The organism is Exiguobacterium sp. s75, assembly GCF_018617145.1.
In the GTDB taxonomy this organism is placed as follows: domain Bacteria; phylum Bacillota; class Bacilli; order Exiguobacteriales; family Exiguobacteriaceae; genus Exiguobacterium; species Exiguobacterium profundum.
Map to the genome: position 1 here is coordinate 128398 of NZ_JACSJQ010000004.1, position 17107 is coordinate 145504.

Annotated in this window: 19 protein-coding genes; 14 read left to right on the plus strand and 5 right to left on the minus strand. The window is 47.9% G+C overall.

Going from position 1 to position 17107, the window contains the following annotated elements:
• Nucleotides 1-31 precede the first annotated feature (31 nt).
• The 5 genes from KNO68_RS12890 to KNO68_RS12910 all read left to right on the plus strand — a co-directional run bounded on the left by KNO68_RS12890 (nt 32) and on the right by KNO68_RS12910 (nt 3731).
• The gene (locus KNO68_RS12890; RefSeq protein ID WP_214689168.1) at nt 32-622 is read left to right on the plus strand and encodes a kinase; all 591 of its coding nucleotides are present in this window, start codon (nt 32-34) and stop codon (nt 620-622) included.
• Nucleotides 623-761: 139 nt separating this feature from the next.
• The gene (locus KNO68_RS12895) at nt 762-1154 is read left to right on the plus strand and encodes a GntR family transcriptional regulator (protein WP_214812748.1); all 393 of its coding nucleotides are present in this window, start codon (nt 762-764) and stop codon (nt 1152-1154) included.
• Entirely contained in the window at nt 1132-1812 is a 681-nt protein-coding gene (locus KNO68_RS12900; RefSeq protein WP_215112574.1) for an ATP-binding cassette domain-containing protein, read from the plus strand. Before KNO68_RS12895 ends, KNO68_RS12900 begins: the two co-directional genes overlap by 23 nt.
• Nucleotides 1809-2615 carry a hypothetical protein gene (locus KNO68_RS12905; RefSeq protein WP_214818445.1) on the plus strand — a complete coding sequence of 269 codons (807 nt, stop codon included), beginning with the start codon at nt 1809-1811 and terminating at the stop codon, nt 2613-2615. Before KNO68_RS12900 ends, KNO68_RS12905 begins: the two co-directional genes overlap by 4 nt.
• 9 nt (nt 2616-2624) lie before the next feature.
• On the plus strand, nt 2625-3731 hold the full coding sequence (locus KNO68_RS12910; protein WP_214818443.1) for a hypothetical protein: 1107 nt from the start codon (nt 2625-2627) through the stop codon (nt 3729-3731).
• 22 nt (nt 3732-3753) lie between these two features.
• Here KNO68_RS12910 and KNO68_RS12915 read toward each other — a convergent pair whose 3' ends face one another.
• From KNO68_RS12915 to KNO68_RS12925, 3 genes are read right to left on the minus strand one after another with little or no spacing between them, the layout of a single operon-like run.
• Nucleotides 3754-4398, minus strand: coding sequence for a hypothetical protein (locus KNO68_RS12915; RefSeq protein ID WP_214818441.1), 645 nt, complete (start codon nt 4396-4398; stop codon nt 3754-3756).
• Nucleotides 4395-5561 carry a DEAD/DEAH box helicase gene (locus KNO68_RS12920; RefSeq protein WP_078146344.1) on the minus strand — a complete coding sequence of 389 codons (1167 nt, stop codon included), beginning with the start codon at nt 5559-5561 and terminating at the stop codon, nt 4395-4397. The genes KNO68_RS12915 and KNO68_RS12920 overlap by 4 nt, the downstream gene beginning before the upstream one ends.
• A 53-nt stretch (nt 5562-5614) precedes the next feature.
• Nucleotides 5615-6037 carry a hypothetical protein gene (locus KNO68_RS12925; RefSeq protein ID WP_015880830.1) on the minus strand — a complete coding sequence of 141 codons (423 nt, stop codon included), beginning with the start codon at nt 6035-6037 and terminating at the stop codon, nt 5615-5617.
• A 361-nt stretch (nt 6038-6398) separates the two neighbouring features.
• Between KNO68_RS12925 and pflB the strand changes: the two genes are divergently transcribed.
• A complete protein-coding gene (gene pflB / locus KNO68_RS12930) occupies nt 6399-8645 on the plus strand; it encodes a formate C-acetyltransferase (protein WP_078146345.1) in 2247 nt (748 codons plus the stop codon).
• A gap of 56 nt (nt 8646-8701) precedes the next feature.
• On the plus strand, nt 8702-9418 hold the full coding sequence (gene pflA / locus KNO68_RS12935) for a pyruvate formate-lyase-activating protein (RefSeq protein WP_078146346.1): 717 nt from the start codon (nt 8702-8704) through the stop codon (nt 9416-9418).
• 43 nt (nt 9419-9461) lie between these two features.
• On the opposite strand, the gene KNO68_RS12940 is transcribed toward pflA, so the two are convergent.
• Both KNO68_RS12940 and rsgA read right to left on the minus strand, forming a co-directional pair.
• Nucleotides 9462-10715 carry an Nramp family divalent metal transporter gene (locus tag KNO68_RS12940; RefSeq protein ID WP_078146347.1) on the minus strand — a complete coding sequence of 418 codons (1254 nt, stop codon included), beginning with the start codon at nt 10713-10715 and terminating at the stop codon, nt 9462-9464.
• 145 nt (nt 10716-10860) lie between these two features.
• Nucleotides 10861-11826, minus strand: a complete 966-nt coding sequence (gene rsgA, locus KNO68_RS12945; protein ID WP_214731572.1) for a ribosome small subunit-dependent GTPase A — start codon at nt 11824-11826, stop codon at nt 10861-10863.
• Between the two features lie 244 nt (nt 11827-12070).
• Between rsgA and KNO68_RS12950 the strand changes: the two genes are divergently transcribed.
• The 7 genes from KNO68_RS12950 (at nt 12071) to KNO68_RS12980 (ending at nt 17102) form a co-directional block, all read left to right on the plus strand.
• On the plus strand, nt 12071-12460 hold the full coding sequence (locus KNO68_RS12950; RefSeq protein ID WP_031421063.1) for a lmo0954 family membrane protein: 390 nt from the start codon (nt 12071-12073) through the stop codon (nt 12458-12460).
• A 22-nt stretch (nt 12461-12482) separates the two neighbouring features.
• Nucleotides 12483-13118 carry a PspA/IM30 family protein gene (locus KNO68_RS12955; protein WP_214685566.1) on the plus strand — a complete coding sequence of 212 codons (636 nt, stop codon included), beginning with the start codon at nt 12483-12485 and terminating at the stop codon, nt 13116-13118.
• Nucleotides 13119-13196: 78 nt separating this feature from the next.
• Nucleotides 13197-13886 carry a cell wall-active antibiotics response protein LiaF gene (liaF, locus tag KNO68_RS12960; protein ID WP_214685567.1) on the plus strand — a complete coding sequence of 230 codons (690 nt, stop codon included), beginning with the start codon at nt 13197-13199 and terminating at the stop codon, nt 13884-13886.
• Nucleotides 13883-14905 (plus strand): sensor histidine kinase, encoded by a 1023-nt coding sequence (locus KNO68_RS12965; RefSeq protein ID WP_015880837.1) that lies wholly within the window; start codon nt 13883-13885, stop codon nt 14903-14905. The genes liaF and KNO68_RS12965 overlap by 4 nt, the downstream gene beginning before the upstream one ends.
• A 2-nt stretch (nt 14906-14907) precedes the next feature.
• Complete coding sequence (locus KNO68_RS12970; protein WP_015880838.1) at nt 14908-15543, plus strand: response regulator; 636 nt, start codon at nt 14908-14910, stop codon at nt 15541-15543.
• Between the two features lie 11 nt (nt 15544-15554).
• On the plus strand, nt 15555-16079 hold the full coding sequence (locus KNO68_RS12975) for a GNAT family N-acetyltransferase (protein ID WP_275060029.1): 525 nt from the start codon (nt 15555-15557) through the stop codon (nt 16077-16079).
• A gap of 93 nt (nt 16080-16172) precedes the next feature.
• Nucleotides 16173-17102, plus strand: coding sequence for an NADP-dependent oxidoreductase (locus KNO68_RS12980; protein WP_214685570.1), 930 nt, complete (start codon nt 16173-16175; stop codon nt 17100-17102).
• The last annotated feature ends 5 nt before the right edge of the window (nt 17103-17107 follow it).

A 17107-nucleotide genomic window follows, 5' to 3' on the forward strand; every position in this document is an offset into this window, starting at 1 on the left:
AGCTGACTTCTTTTGTGTGAGGAGGAACGATATGAACATAGTAGACGTCATCCGTGCGGCGCGTTCGATGCACTCAGAGAATCGACCGTTTGTCGTGGCGATTGATGGACTGAGCGGAGCGGGCAAGACAACGCTCGTCTCACATTTGAGCAATGAGCCGAGTGTTTACGTTCTTCACATCGATGACTATATCGTTGAACGGGACAGACGCTATCAGACCGGAAAGCCCGAACCGGTGGAGTATTACGCACTTCAATGGGATGTCTCGCGCTTAGAACGTGAACTGTTTCGTCCATTGAGGAATGGGATGACGGAATTGACGTTACCTCGTTACGTGTATGAACGAGATGTCATCGCAGAAGAGATCGTGGACGTATCGTTCGCGCATACGGTTGTCGTAGAAGGGATTTTTCTACAACGTCCTGAATGGCGTTCTTATTTCGACTATGTGATTTATCTCGACTGTCCCCGAAAAGTTCGGTACGAGCGAGTTTTGAACCGGGATACATACCTCGGTGATCCGACAACACGGCTTGAGAAATACAAGCGCCGGTACTGGCCAGGAGAAAATTTGTATCTTCGGGACGTCGACCCGAAAAGAGGGGCAGATAGCGTGCTCTGACTGAACGTTTTAACATCTGACGCACGTGTCAGATGTTTTTTGTTTGGAGAAAATTTGAAAAAATGATTGACGTCTTAGTGTATTACGCTAATAATACAGTTAGAAAGTGTATTAACCATGTCATACACTTAGAAAGGTGATGAACATGCAATTCAATACGAGGACACCAGTTTACCTACAAGTCGTCGACTACTTCAAGAAGAAGATGGCACTCGGTAAACTGAAAGCCGGGGATGAAATGCCATCCCGGCGAGAACTAGCGAACGATTTAAAAATTAATCCGAACACCGTTCAAAAAGCGTTCAAAGAAATGGAGGACCAACAATTGATTACGACCGAACGAAATCGACCGAGTCGTGTAACGACAGATGGTACGGTATTGGCAAAAATCCGCTCTGAGATTGTAGATGACGCGGTCGCGGTATTTGTGGAAGCGATTCAAGAACTCGACGTCTCGGTAGACGAGCTGGTCGATAAGATTAAACGTCAGTACAAGGAGGGGACGTACGATGATCGAAGTGTTGGGAGTTAAAAAGCGCTATCGCCGGAAACAAGTTATTGAAGACGTTTCGTTCACAGCGAAAAAAGGGGAAATCACGTGCCTGATCGGGCTGAACGGGACGGGGAAATCAACGTTATTGAAGGGCATCATGGGATTGACACCTTTTGATAAAGGTTCGGTATTGATTGATGGAAAACCAATTGATTTGAATCGTGTCGCCTTTGTCGCCGACCATGCGATGTTCCCAATTCATTTCACGATTGAGCAATGTGAAGCGTTTATGAAAGATTTCTATCCGACATTTGATTCGGCATTATTTGCTCGTCTCGTCGAAGATTTTAAATTATTCCCGGAAGATAAGTTGAGCGAGTTATCGAAAGGGACGCTCGCCAAAGCGAATCTTGCGCTCGGCATTGCCCAAGACCCAGATTATCTATTGCTCGATGAGCCGTTCTCAGGAATCGATGTCTTTTCGAAAGAACAGATTGTTGAACTGTTCTCAAGTGAAATCATGGAGAGCCGGGGCGTCCTCATTACGACACATGAAATAGAGGATATCGAGTACTTGATCGACAAGGTAGTCATGTTGAATAACGGACGCATCGTTCGTGAGTTTGACGTCGAGGATGTCCGTTTCATTCACGGGAAGTCGATCGTCGATGTGATGAGAGAGGAGTACGGGGCATGAATCTATTGAAACTATTGAGTTGGGAAGTTGAACGTGTCACGAAACCGTTCTTGACATTAGTCGCAGGTCTTATCGTTATACAGTTTGGATATCTCGGTTACTTTTTATGGGACGAAACAAACTTTTATGAACAGTTGCGACGTGAAGGAAATGCGGACTATCAATTGTCATTTTCAGACTACCTTGGAGATACACCTTATCTCCTGTCGCTCGGCATTGCGGTCGCAGTGGTGTTATTATACAGTGCATGGATTTGGTATCGCGATTTTCAAGGACGTGGGACGTTTATGTTGCGACTACTCACGATGCCACAAAAACGGATGGTCATCATTTTCGCTAAACTTTGCACTATTTTAATGATGACGTTAGGACTATTTGCCATTGAGTGGATTGCCCTTAAATTGCAGTACATAGCGTTCACGAGTTGGTTCGATGACAAGATGATTCCGACTCAAGGATCATTTGAACAAACACTGTCGTATCAGGGAATATTGTCTCTGATGTATCCTTCTTCGCTCATCAACTTTATCATTCATCAAGTATTTATTGTCATCGTTGTCCTATTTGTTTTCACATTTGTGTTGATTGAACGGAGTTTCTGGCAGTGGACGATCTGGTCACCGGTACTTAGCTTGTCAATTCTAGTTGTCATCTTTACTATTCCAGTTTTAGGTTACGCGTTCTTGTCGAATCGACTAATTTACGATGAGACGATTGTGTATGTCGGTGTGGTATTGATGGTATGGACGAGTGTGACGATTTGGCTAAGTCGAAGATTTTTACAGACGAAATTGAATGTGTGAGGTGAGAAGATGAAACGAATGTGGAATATGGCCGCGCTCGGTGCGGTCATCGTGATTGGGCTTGGGACGTTTGCCGTTGATGCGACAGAACCGAAAGCAGAATGGGCGTTAGACATCAGTTCGAATCCATCTGTGTGGGAAGACGCGGTGGTAGAGGTCACGTATGGCACAGAGGACGATGTTGCACAGTGGTTTGAAGTGACGACGGATGAGAGTCGTATCACGTCAAACTTGAATTATATTGCTGAGGGACTGCGATATCGTGAACGTTTGAATGAGGGAGAACGTTCGATTCATCGACAAATGAACGGAATGACGTATGCGGAATCGATTCGAACAGAGGATGGATACATCGGGGTCGGTCAGAATGGGATGAAAGAGCTCATCGTATTTACACAAGAAGATGGAGAAAAGTTATCGACGTTTTCGTTCGATGCCAGTGATTCAAAAATATACGACATCGTGAACGGGGTATGGTCAGGCGTATTTCTGAATGATAGTCAGTTAAACTTAATCTATCGAGATGGATACGACGGTGAAGAAAAAACGATGCTCGCCACGTTTGATCAAGCGATGAATGAGGTGTCGGTCAAAGAAGTGAATATGGACAAAGGATTTATCACCCATGTCATCAATACGAATCGTTTTTACGCTACCGATGTATCCTCTCAAGTGACAGAAACTCGTTACATCTCTGTCGGTGTCAGCTCGTACGAAGTGATCCGAGAAGGAGAAGAGGAAATCAATGTTGAGGATCCGAACCCAGGACTCTTCGCTTACGATACAAAAACGGGTAAAGTTGTTCAATTGGCTGAAGGTCAGGACTTTTGGGATCATACAGTGTCGGGTCACCACCTGTTCGCCTTAAATGAGGATGGCGAGGAAGTCGTCATCGACTTGAACACCGGGAAGCAGATGACTCGTAAAGTTCTCGATTCAGTGGATCACGCCTTCTATGAAAATGGTCGCCTGTACCAAACGCGCCAAGCGAAAGACGGTGTCGTCATCGATGTATACGAGGATGGGAAACAAATCTCGAGTGCGGCGATCACGCCTGAAAACGAAGAAGCGCGTGACATGCTCAAACAGATTGACGTAGATGTCAGACAAAAATAAGCAAAGGGCCGCGGCCCTTTGCTTATTTTGATGGTTTCGGTATGATGACGCCTTCTTCTAAATCCAGCAACAAGTCAATCAGTTCCGCGCAGAACTCCGGGAACTGCTCCAAAAAGGCACCGGGACCGACTTCATCTGTAAAGTCGATATACAGATCGGCGACATTCCCAGACATCTTCGCAGGTAAGGCGAGAAACGCAGAACCGAAACGCCAACTACCTCGGATATCGAGTAACTTCCCGAGGACGAGGTCGCCGGTCTCACGTTCTTCTGGTAACTGAACAGCGTATGTCTCTTTGGACTCCCAGTCTTTCAACTGACCGCCCTCCGTCACTTCAAAGATGCTACAACGCGGAACGGCTAATCCACGGAGTGCGTGATAGAGGGCAGGGGACATGTCGCTCTTATGGTCTGCCAAGTAGCGACCATGGGGTGTCATCCCGTCCTCATCCGTCTCAAAGAAGACGGCCCAATCGATGAAGAGGTCACGGAAGAGTTCGGCATCTTTTAAGTGCCATGTCCCTTCCGATGCGATCTCTTGAATATAGTTCGTCCATTGTGTGCTTCGCGCGAGAGCCGCTTGCTCATACAACTTTTTCAGTTCGGCAAGCAATTCGGACTCTTCGACGAGCAAAGGGAAGGGAATTACTTTCCGGTCTTTTTTCATCGGCGCGGTCCTCGCTTGTTCGCAGGACGTTTGACGACAGGAGGCTTCTCCTCAATCCGTTTCTCAATCACGTCACCGCGATAGATTTCGAGCTCTTTCAACTCGACACCGAGTTGACGCGCGAACGATTTCAAGTGCGGCAGGTCATCCGTCGTCACGAGTGAAAGGACAGTCCCTCCCGCGTTACCACGAGCGGTACGGCCAGAACGGTGGATGAAGTCATCAATTGACTCCGGTAAGTCGAAATGGACGACGTGTGTCACATCTTCAATATCGAGACCGCGTGCAGCAAGACCAGTCGTGATAAGGAGCGGGTATTCGCCTTTACGGAATTCGCGGAGCGTCTCGACGCGTTCGCGCTTCCCTTTTAAGCTGTCGAGCATCCGGTAGTTCACTTTCAACTTTTCAAGTTCTCCGCGAAGCGGTGGCAAGAACGAGCGGTTGTTGATGAAGGCGAGTGCCTTCACACCGTCGACGTGTGAAAGACGACGAAGAAGTTCCGGTTTATACCGGCGTGTCGTCAACAGATAGCCGTACGTCACTTGATCACTGACAGCACGTTCGATTTTGATATGTGCCGGCTCGTTCATGAATGGTGACGCCCACTCTTGGAGTGAATCGGTGAGTGTTGCCGAGACGAGTGCAAGTTGACGCTCATGCGCAGTATGCTTGATGATGCGCTCTGCCGCCTCTGTCAAACCGCTGTCGATGATTTGGTCGGCCTCATCTAAAATGACGGTATGTGTCTCGTGGAGCTTCAGTTTTTTCTTGTCGATCAACTCGACGAGACGACCTGGTGTCCCAACGATCAAATGTGGCTTCTTCTTGATTCGGTCGATTTGACGTTTCAATTCGACACCACCGATGAACGAACCGATGCGGACGTCGCCTTTTTCGGTGAAACGTTGTGCGACTTGTTGAATCTGCATGACAAGTTCACGGGTCGGGGCGACGACAACGACTTGGATGCGGTCATTCGATGGGTCGATCTTTTCAATGGCTGGAAGGAGGTAGGCGAGTGTCTTACCCGTTCCGGTTGGTGCCTCGATTGTCACGTCTTTTCCATCTAATAGTAGGGGAAACGCTTCTTTTTGGACCGGCATCGGCTCACTGAAGCCCATCCGATCCCACGTTTCGTTAATAAAAGGTTTTGTAAAATTCATATTCGGTCTCCTTATCTTTAGGCAAAAACAAAGGAAGCGACAGCGCTCCCTCGTCAAATATAGCGAACATGCTCCTGACCATCTTCCATGGAAGAACGTAACGTCTGTGTATACGTCTGACCGTCTTCGATGAGTTGGATGTGGGCGTCTGCACCTTCTGCTGTCAATTCAACTTTCTCAATCGTGAATCCTTGATAAACGCGATACTGTAACTCGGCCGTCATGTTCTCGAACGGTTTCAGTTCCGGATGTGTCGTAATGACATGGATTGGACGCGACAAAAGTGCGGCGAGTAGCTGATCGCGATAATCGATAAAATCTTCGTTCTCGATGTCATCATCGAAGCGGATCCAAAACCCTCCGTCTTCAAATTCTGTGATAAATCCGTCACGCTTTTCGCCAGCCTCATCGACCTTTAATGAGATGCGATCGCCAACCTGAAAGGCATGATTTGCTGTTAATGGTTCATACGTCATGAGTAGAACCCCTTCCTCTTATACAATGTTCTGCCTTCATTGTGTCTGATACGACACAAAAATTCAAGTTCTAACCGAGTGATGTGAGATTAATCACCTTAAAAACTGTATAGTTCGTCACAGAACAATCAAATTAGTACAGATGATAGGTAAACGTTATCTAATTGGGAATCATCTGTTTCAAACTATATAAACTAGCGGATATAACAGTTTGTAAAACGCTTTCAATAACGGCTGTTTCATCACGTTCATAAGATTGTTACAAGTTTCACAAGAATGTAAAACATATTGTTCACGTTTTCACGTACACTCACAGTATAGATAACACGCAGTTACTTTCGAGAATGAGGAGTGAATCAACATGGCAACCGAAATCAAATCCGCATGGTCAGGTTTTATCCCTGGTCAGTGGACGAATGAAGTGAATGTCAGTGAATTTATCCGTTTGAACCGTCATGAGTACACAGGAGACGATACGTTTTTAGCAGGTCCGACTGAAGCGACAAACGTTCTTTGGAATCGTGTGATGGAACTAACAAAAGAAGAGCGTGAACGTGGAGGCGTCTGGGACGTCGATCAACACACACCATCGACAATTGTGTCGCATGGACCAGGTTACTTAAACAAAGAGTTAGAGAAAGTCGTTGGCGTTCAGACGGATGAGCCGTTCAAACGTTCGATTCACCCGAATGGCGGCATCCGTATGGTCGATGCGGCACTCGAATCATATGGTTTCGAGCCAGACGAAGAAATCACAAAAATTTACTCAGAGATTCGTAAAACACATAACCAAGGTGTCTTCGATGCCTATACACCAGAAATGCGGGCCGCTCGTAAATCAGGAATCATCACAGGGCTTCCCGATGCATACGGACGCGGACGCATCATCGGTGACTACCGTCGTGTCGCCCTTTATGGAATCGACTTCTTGATGGCAGAACGCAAAAAAGACTTGGCAAAACGTGGCGGTTTCTTATCTGAATCGGACATCCGTGACCGCGAAGAACTATCGGAACAACTTCGTGCCCTCCAAGAACTTAAACAACTCGGGGCCGCTTATGGATTTGACCTCGGTCGTCCTGCGGAAAATACGCAAGAAGCATATCAATGGGTATACTTGGCGTATCTTGCTGCCATCAAAGAACAAAACGGTGCCGCGATGTCACTCGGTCGCGTCTCGACCTTCCTTGACGTGTACGCTGAACGTGACCTTGAAATGGGTCGCTTAACAGAATCAGACGTCCAAGAAATCGTTGACCACTTCATCATGAAACTTCGAATCGTCAAATTCTTACGGACACCGGACTACAATGAATTATTCTCAGGTGACCCGACTTGGGTGACAGAATCAATCGGTGGGATGAGTCAAGACGGTCGCTCGAACGTCACGAAGAGTTCATTCCGGTTCTTGCATTCACTCACGAACCTCGGACCAGCTCCAGAACCAAACTTGACGGTCCTTTGGTCGACGAAACTTCCAGAAGGATTCAAACAATACTGTGCGAAAATGTCGATTGAAACTTCGGCTATTCAATATGAGAACGATGACTTGATGATGCCACAATTCGGTGATGACTACGGCATCGCATGTTGTGTGTCACCGATGAAGATCGGGAAACAAATGCAGTTCTTCGGTGCGCGTGCCAACATGGCGAAGGCTCTCCTTTATAGCATGAACGGCGGTCGTGACGAGAAGAGCGGTGCTCAAATCGCTCCAGTTTGGGAAATGAACACAGAAGACGTGCTTACGTACGAAAAAGTATATGCCGACTTTGACCGGACGCTCGACTGGTTGGCAGAGCTATACGTGAATACGCTCAACGTCATTCACTTCATGCACGATAAATATGCGTATGAACGAATCGAAATGGCGCTTCACGATCCTGAAATCTTACGGACGATGGCTTGTGGGATCGCGGGTCTCTCGGTAACGGCGGATAGTCTTTCAGCAATCAAATACGCAAACGTCAAACCGATCCGTAATGAAGAAGGAATCATCGTCGACTTCGAAACAGAAGGGGACTTCCCGAAATTCGGAAACAATGATGACCGTGTCGATGCAATCGCCGTCGAACTCGTCGAATCATTCATGGAGAAAGTACGGAAACATAAAACATATCGTGACGCACTTCATACGCAATCGGTCCTCACGATCACATCGAACGTCGTCTACGGTAAGAAAACAGGAAATACGCCAGACGGTCGTCGTGCGGGTGAACCATTCGCTCCAGGTGCCAACCCAATGCATGGACGGGATACAAAAGGTGCGGCTGCATCGCTCTCATCTGTTGCGAAACTTCCATTTGAACACGCACAAGACGGAATCTCTTACACGTTCTCAATCGTACCGAAAGCACTCGGAAAAGAAGAAATCGCGCGCGAACTCAACTTGGCGGCGCTTCTCGATGGGTACATGAGCGGAGAGCACAAAGGACATCACTTGAACGTTAACGTCTTCAACCGCGAGACGCTTCTCGACGCAATGGAACATCCAGAAGAATATCCACAACTCACAATCCGCGTATCAGGATATGCGGTCAACTTCATCAAGTTGACACGTGAGCAACAGATCGACGTCATCAACCGTACGTTCCACGGTTCGTTGTAAGTAAAGGCTTAGCGGCCTTCCACGGAGGGCCGCTCATTCGTTAGGAGGTCATTTCGATGACAATGGGATATGTACATTCGGTCGAATCATTCGGAACAGTTGACGGCCCAGGGATTCGCTTCATCGTCTTTTTACAAGGTTGTGCCTTGCGTTGTTTATACTGCCATAATGCGGACACGTGGGATTTCAAAAAGAATAACCACCGCTCGGCTGAAGACGTCATTCAAGAGGCGCTCAGTTACCGTCCGTTCATGGAAGCATCGAAAGGCGGCATCACCATTTCTGGTGGTGACCCACTCGCGCAACCTGAATTTTTAGAGGCGCTGCTGCGTGAAGCGAAAAAGCATGGGCTTCATACGACACTTGATACGTCCGGTGCGCTCCGACCTCCTAATTTGGATGCGATTTTAGATCACACCGACCTTGTCTTGCTCGATATCAAGCATATCGACGACGACATGTGTAAGAAGTTGACGGGACGTAGCAATGCCAACACGCTCGCGCTTGCCGAACACCTTTCCGAGCGCGGAACGAAAATGTGGATTCGCCACGTCCTTGTACCTGGATGGACGCTCGAAGAAGGTGCGCTTCGTCGCACCGCCGCGTTCATTCAAAAGCTAGACCATGTCGAGAAAGTCGAGATTTTGCCTTATCATGAGATGGGCGTCTACAAATGGGAGGCGCTCGGACTCGATTATCCGCTTAAAGGCACGAAGCCCCCGACATCCGAGGAAGTCGAATGGGCAGAAGGGATTTTGCAGGGAACCATATAAAAAAGCAAGCGCAGGCCGATGTGGTCTGCGCTTGTTTTATAAATCAGAAAATAAAGGTTTGGATGATTAAGAAAAGATTTAATGCGATGACGATTGTCGTAATTCCCCAACCGATCCATGTCGTCATCCGATGATTCACGAGTTCGCCCATCAAGGATTTGTTGCTCGTGAAGAGAAGCAGAGGAACGAGGGCGAATGCGATACCGAATGACAGGATGACTTGGCTCCACACGAGAGCATTCGTCAAGTTCACACCGGAAAGGATGAGTAAGAGTGGCGGAGCCATCGTAATCACACGACGTACATAAATCGGGATATGTTTTTGAATATAGCCTTGCATGACGACGTCTCCAGCCAAAGTCCCGACGGATGCGCTCGACAATCCGGCAACCATTAGTCCAATTCCAAACAGCATGGCGATCGGTGAACCTAAAAAGGAGTCAAATTGCTGGTGTGCAATCTCTAAGTCGCTCACGACGAATCCATTCTTATAGAAGACAGCGGCTGCGATTATTAGCATACTCGCATTGATTGCACCAGCGAGCACCATGGCAATCGTTACATCGATTCGTTCAAATTTCATGATACGTTTACGTGCGACGGCATCTTTACCCGTGATGCGTCGTTGTGTCAACGCAGAGTGTAAATAGATGGCATGAGGCATAACGGTAGCGCCTAATATTCCAGCAGCCAATAATATACTCTCCGTCCCATCGAACCGAGGGATGAGAAGACCGGATAAGAGTGGTTTTACTTCTGGTTGAGCACTGAACGTTTGAATGGCAAAAGCGAGCGCGACGACGAGTAGCATCCCCGTCACAATCGTTTCAAGTGGACGATATCCCCGACGTTGTACTTCCAAAATAGCAAAAGAACCGACGGCGGCCAGAAGTGCCGCTTGAATGAGTGTTACATCAAACACGAGATAAATTCCGAGTGCCGCCCCTACAAACTCTGCTAAATCTGTCGCCATGATCATGAGTTCGGCTTGAATCCATAAAAAGATAGCAGTCTTCTTAGAAAAACGGTCACGACAAATCTCAGGCAAGTTTTTTCCGGTCGCGATTCCAATTTTAGCAGACAATGTTTGAATCAATCCGGCCATCAAGTTAGCGACTAAGATGACCCATAAAAGCAAGTAACCGAATTGAGATCCAGCGGCAATGTTCGTTGCATAATTTCCGGGATCGATATAAGCGACCGAAGCGACGAACGCTGGACCTAAAAAAGGAAGGAGCGTCTTTATTTTTTGAGACATTGATTTGTGAGTGAGAGCCGAATCCACTTCGTTCAGCATGCCGAATCCTTCTTTCTTTTGCGTAATGGTTAATTTTTTTCCCTAGGTAAACTTTTTAAGTATACGGCAATTTTACGCCTGTGATGAGAACCTGTCAAATTTCAAATAAAAAACTGTGAGTCGTTTGACTCACAGTGCAACGGTTCTAAGGTCGACGTTTTTTCTTTTCTAATACACGAGCGTGTTCCGCCTGCTTCTTTTCCATATAAAGAAGTTCCTGTTCTAGCTTGACATAACTGGCATAGCGCTTCGCATCTAACGTACCGTTCGTTAGCGCTTCTTGAACGGCGCAGCCCGGTTCTTTCTGATGTGAGCAGTCGCGGAAGCGGCATGTCTCGGCAAGTGCTTCGATATCACGAAACGTCTCATCGAGATGCTCGCTTCCTTCCCATAGTCCGAATTCTCGCATCCCTGGTGTGTCGATGACGTATAAGTCATCGATCCGGAACAGTTCGCGGTGTGTCGTCGTATGTTTTCCGCGCTCGTCCTGCGCCCGGACGGCTTGCGTGACGGCAAGTGTCTCGTGGGCGAGGGCGTTCGTCAGCGTAGATTTTCCGACGCCGGACGAACCGACGAAGGCGATCGTGCTCTCACTCGGCAATGCGTGACGAAGTTCAGCCACACCTTCTCCCGTCACAGCACTGACGGGGAATACTTGAATTCCGGGTGCGTTCACTTGAATGTCTTCGAGCAATGTGTCGACGGAGTCGACTTGATCGGTCTTTGTCAAGACGATGATTGGGATTGCCCCGGTGTCCCAAGCGGCTAGCGTATAGCGTTCTAGGCGACGAATGTTGAAGTCGTGTCCACACGCCATCGTAATCAAGACGTAGTCGACGTTCGCGCAGATCAGTTGTTCACGTGTCTCGTTGCCGGCGGCCGCTCGTGAAAGAACGGTCCGACGCTCAAGGAGATGGTGAATCGTACCTTGACCATGCTCGCGAACTTGAATCGTGACATAATCGCCGATGACCGGGTAATCCCGTTCGCTCGTCGCGGCATGTCGAAATTTTCCGGAAACCCCGCACATATAGGCGTTTTCTCCGATTGATACCGTATAAAGATGTTGGAACTGTGCCGTGACACGTCCCGTTTCAGTTTGTTGATTCAAAAAGAATCCTCCCTTTAATGATGGAGGACGACAGCCCTCCGATTTGCTGACATTTGGTTACGTGCATGCATCATGTTGCTCATAAAACATCATCCTTTCGTTGTTCGATAGCATTAGTGTACCACAGTTATTGGAAACGGTACCATCTCAGTCTAAAGACCGAGGTGAAACAAGCCTTCCGCTCGTCGACCTATGTCAAATAACGTATTATGATAAGAGTGTACTTAACAAGGAGGGATGACAGATGAATCACCAAGTGAAAAAGGTGTTGTTCATCGTAGCCGCGATCGCTCTAGTGCTCGTGTTGATCGGTTCTTTACCGAATATGATCTTATTCGGATTAGGAGCGCTCTTGACGCTTTGGGCTGGAGTCCGTTTTCAGGCTGTGACACACATCGGTGCTAAAGTTGGTTTCGGGATCCTTGCCGTCATTGGGATTGGGACGATGCTCTCAAACATTTGGGCGCTCGTCGGAATCATTGTCGCGTGGTTGTTGTTTAAAGGGTATATGATGTATACAAGTGAAAAACGCGACCCGGATGTCGAGATTTTAAATGCAGACGGAACGCGTGCCGGTCGGAGCAGCTTCCAGCAGTTTGATCAAGTGTGGCAAAAATTTGTTAATCGTCGTTGAGATTTCATAAGGAGGATTCACCATGAAGACACCGTTTGATCAGTTTCGTGAATTAGCGAATGAATTGACGAAAGAAATTTCGAAAGAAGTGAAGAAGTATCAGGATAAAGAGATGCCACGTTCAAGTGGAGAAGCGGAATTGAACCGTCATATCCGCGGAGCGGAGAAGGAAGCGTTGTCGGTTGAACGACTCGTGGAACGTCAACGTACATTGCTTGCAGAACTTGCTGGAAAACGTGATGATGCCAAGAAGATGGCAGATAAACGATATGAGCAAACAGAACTGGCGAAACAAGCCGGGGAAGAAAAGTTGGCAGAACGTGCGGCACTCGAATCCAAACATTACGGGGAACAGTACCGTTACTTTGAAGGATTGATTGACGAAGGTGAGCGCGAGTTGGATACATTAGAGCGTCGTGCGCTCGAGATGAAACTCAAACTCGATGAGATGCAAAATAAACGCTATGAGTTTGCGATGCGCGAAAACCTAGACTTGTTAAAAGGGGCACTCGACCAAATCTTTGGTCAAAATACGTCTCAGTCGCATCCATTCACTGAGGAAGAACAACCTGCCGAAGAGAAGCAAGACGCGCAGGAAGATGAAGATGATTTTGAAGCAAAATTGAAAGAACTGGAGCGTCGCTTTAAACAAGAGTGAGGCGATGGTTCGGCGATGACCTGAACAAGGTCATCGCTTTCTTTGCTTCATACATATGAACAGAAAGGGGGAATGGACATGGAACGTTGGAACACACGTCAAATCATTGGATTTATGATTATCTTATTTTCAGTCGGACTCTTCATCGATATTGTGACGGGTGGCAATAGCGTCTTATTCAGCATGATCATCCCGCTGCTTCTCCTCTATATCGGGCGACGGTTCAGTCGTCGTGGCAAGCAGTCTGCTAGCTATATTTTTTACGCAATTGGGGGAATCCTCTTGATTGGCTTGATCTTCTCATCTGCGGCATTCGGATTCGTGCTCTCCGGACTTCTCCTGTTATTCGGCTATCGACTCTATAAGAATCGACCGGTCGAATCGAAAATCCGGACACCCCTTCGTCAAGAACAAGCCTTCTCATTTGGGATGAAGGAATCGGGGCACTATGTGTTACGTGATACGAATGAGTTCTTTTTACTACGGGATGTCGAGATGGATTTGTCACAAGCCATCATTCCGGAAGGAGAGACGTTCTTACTCCTCAATGGACTCGCAGGAGATATTCGAATCCTCATTCCTGCAGGGTATGACTATTCGATTGACGCGTCGATCGGCTTCGGTAAAGTGCAGGTTGATGACTCGAACTATTCGCCGGTTTTCAATCGTCGCTTCTATACAGCGTCTGATGATTATGTCCAGGCCACGCGAAAAGTCCGGATTCATATCGTGCTCATGAGCGGAAGTGTCGAGGTGATGACGGTATGAAAAAAGATTCTTATCCACGAACGGTCGTCTGGCATCAACTGTTTAGTAGCCTGTTGACGGCTTTCTTGATCACAGTAGCGTTTCTCATAGGTGACTCGACTTCATTGAGCGATTTATTTTCGCGTGAAGAAGGGTTGCCTTTCGGTGTGTCCATCCTGGTGATTGCCGTCTTGATCGGAAGTATCTTTGGCGTCGGTTCGTATTTTTATTTGCGCCGAGACTTTCGAGAAGTCGCCAATGCCCTTTGGAAACTGGAGAATCAAAAAGACATCACTTTCCGCCCGATGTCCCCTTACCGAGATACACTCGAACGAATCGTCCGCGTATCGAAACAGCGCCAAGAGATGGTCGAGATGGCGAAGCGAGTCGGTGAGCGTCCGGTCAGTGTGGAAGAGGCACGGAGTGAGGCCGTCGTAGAAGAAAGACGTCGCGTCGCACGAGAACTTCATGATTCGGTGAGTCAACAGCTCTATGCCATCTCGATGATGACGACAGCGGTCAAACAGACGATGCAGACGAAACCAGATCTCGCGAGTAAACAAATGGAACAAGTCGAGCTCATGGCGCAGACCGCACAGGCAGAGATGCGTTCGTTGCTGTTACAACTACGACCGGTCGAATTAGAAGGCATGACACTCAAGACGGGAATCGAACGCTTGTTAGAAGAACTGTCTCGTAAACAATCGACCGAGCTCGTCTGGCGTTTAGAGGAAGTGAAGCTCTCCCGGCACACTGAAAACGAACTGTTTCGGATTGTTCAGGAAGCGATTAGTAATACGTTACGACACGCCAAAGCGACTCGTTTAGAAATCGAGATGCGAACCGTGCAGCAGACGGTCATTTTAAAGATTAACGATGATGGGATCGGATTTAATGTGGACGATACACAAGTCGCTTCATATGGATTACAATCGATAAGAGAGCGCACGGCAGAAGTCGGTGGAACGTTGCGATTAGTCAGTGTGCCGAATGTCGGGACACAAATTGAAGTACGTGTGAAACAACAAGTGGAGGGGTAATGATGATTCGAGTTGTATTAATTGATGATCATGAAATGGTTCGGGCGGGCGTATCTGCCTTTTTATCGACACAACCGGACATCGAAGTCGTGGGCGAAGCATCGGACGGAGCGACAGGAGCGGAGCTTGCGATTGCGGAGAAACCGGATGTTGTCCTCATGGACTTGGTGATGGAGCCCGTTGACGGAGTCGAATCGACGAAACGAATTAAAGCAAGTTGGAAAGAAGCGAAAATTTTGGTCGTGACGAGTTTCTTGGATGATGAGAAAGTGTATCCCGTCATCGAAGCCGGTGCGATGAGCTATGTCCTCAAGACAGCAAACGCCAATGAAATCGCAGATGCGATTCGTCAAACCGCTGCCGGTAATCCGGTCATGGCCGCCCAAGTGACAGGAAAGATGCTCGAACGCCTGCGTCATCCGGAAATGACCCTTCATGAGAGTCTTACTGCTCGGGAACGAGAAATTTTGCAACTGATGGCGGAAGGCAAGTCGAATCAAGTGATTGCGGACGAATTGTTCATCTCACTCAAAACAGTGAAGACACACGTGTCGAACATCTTGACGAAGCTTGACGTCTATGACCGGACCCAGGCAGTCGTCTATGCGTTCCAACATAACTTGGTCAGTAAAGGATGAACCGTCTCCCTGTGATTGAAACGGAGCGCCTCCGACTGCGACCTCTCCAAATGGAGGACGGTCCGCACGTATTCGCCATCTTTTCAGATGAACACGTGCTACGCCACTACGGAATGGAGCCACATCGGACGTTAGAAGAAACGGAACAGATGCTGACGCATATGCTCGCACAAATCGAAACAGGTGCGATCATCCGTTTTGCAATCGAGCATCGCGAATCAAAAGCGTTAATCGGGACAATCGGTTTTCACAATCGAGCTCCTTCGCACCGTCGTGCCGAGATCGGTTATGAACTTAGACCGGAATATTGGAGTGCAGGCTATGCGACAGAAGCACTTCACGCGGCACTTCAGTTTGCTGTGACGTGTGAAATTGAACGGGTTGGTGCCATTGTCTATGTCGAGAATCTCGCATCGCAACGCATGTTAGAGAAGATTGGATTCGTTCAAGAAGGTAGACTACATAACTATATGCGTCAGCGGGGACAATCTCATGACGTGTATGTCTATAGCTATATGACCCATCAGCCAGTCTGAGCACACCGACCACAAGCGGTGTGCTTTTTTCGTTTGCAAGAGAAATAAAATGGGAACCAACTAGAAGTGAGTCAATCAAAGGAGGATGATGAGATGAAAGCAGCATATATCGAACAATATGGCGGATCAGACGAATTCAAAGTAGGTGAACTTGAACAACCGACGATCGGTGCAGATGACGTATTGATTGAGGTTCATGCCGCAAGTGTCAACCCGGTGGATTGGAAGCTCCGTGAAGGATACTTGAAAGAAATGCTTCATTTCGAGATGCCACTCGTCATTGGGTGGGATGTATCGGGTGTCATCAAAGAAGTTGGGGCGAATGTGACCGAGCTCGAGGTGGGGGATGAAGTATTCAGTCGTCCGGATATTGCACGACAAGGCACATATGCCGAATACGTCGCGGTCGATGCGCATCTCGTCGTCAAAAAACCAACTTCACTGAATTTCGAGGAGGCCGCATCACTTCCGCTCGTCGCCCATACGGCATGGCAAGTCATGTTCGAAGTGATGGATGCCAAACCGGGTGATCGCATCTTCATCGGAGCTGGATCAGGTGGTGTCGGGACAGTAGCCATCCAGCTCGCGAAAGCACACGGTTTGTATGTCGTCACGTCGACGAGTACGCCGAACGTGGACTGGGTCAAAAACCTGGGAGCGGACGAGGTCATTGACTATAAACAACAAGACCCGGCAGAGGCCGTCCGCGATCTTGATTTCGTATTTGATACGATGGGGGGCGACGGGCAGGGTAAACTGTATCGAATGCTTAAAGAGAATGGGATGCTCGTCTCCATCTCCACACCCCCGAATGAAGAGGAAGCCGAACAGGCGAAGGCCCGTGCCGAGTACGTCTTTATGCAACCGACAGGGGAGCGTTTGAAAAAAATTGCGGAAGCTGTTGAAAAAGGCGAACTGAAACCTGTGATTGACCGGGTCTTTGATTTAGAAGACATGAAACTTGCTCATGACTATGGAGAAGAAGGGCATGCCAAAGGCAAAATCGTCATTCGAGTGAAATGATAAAA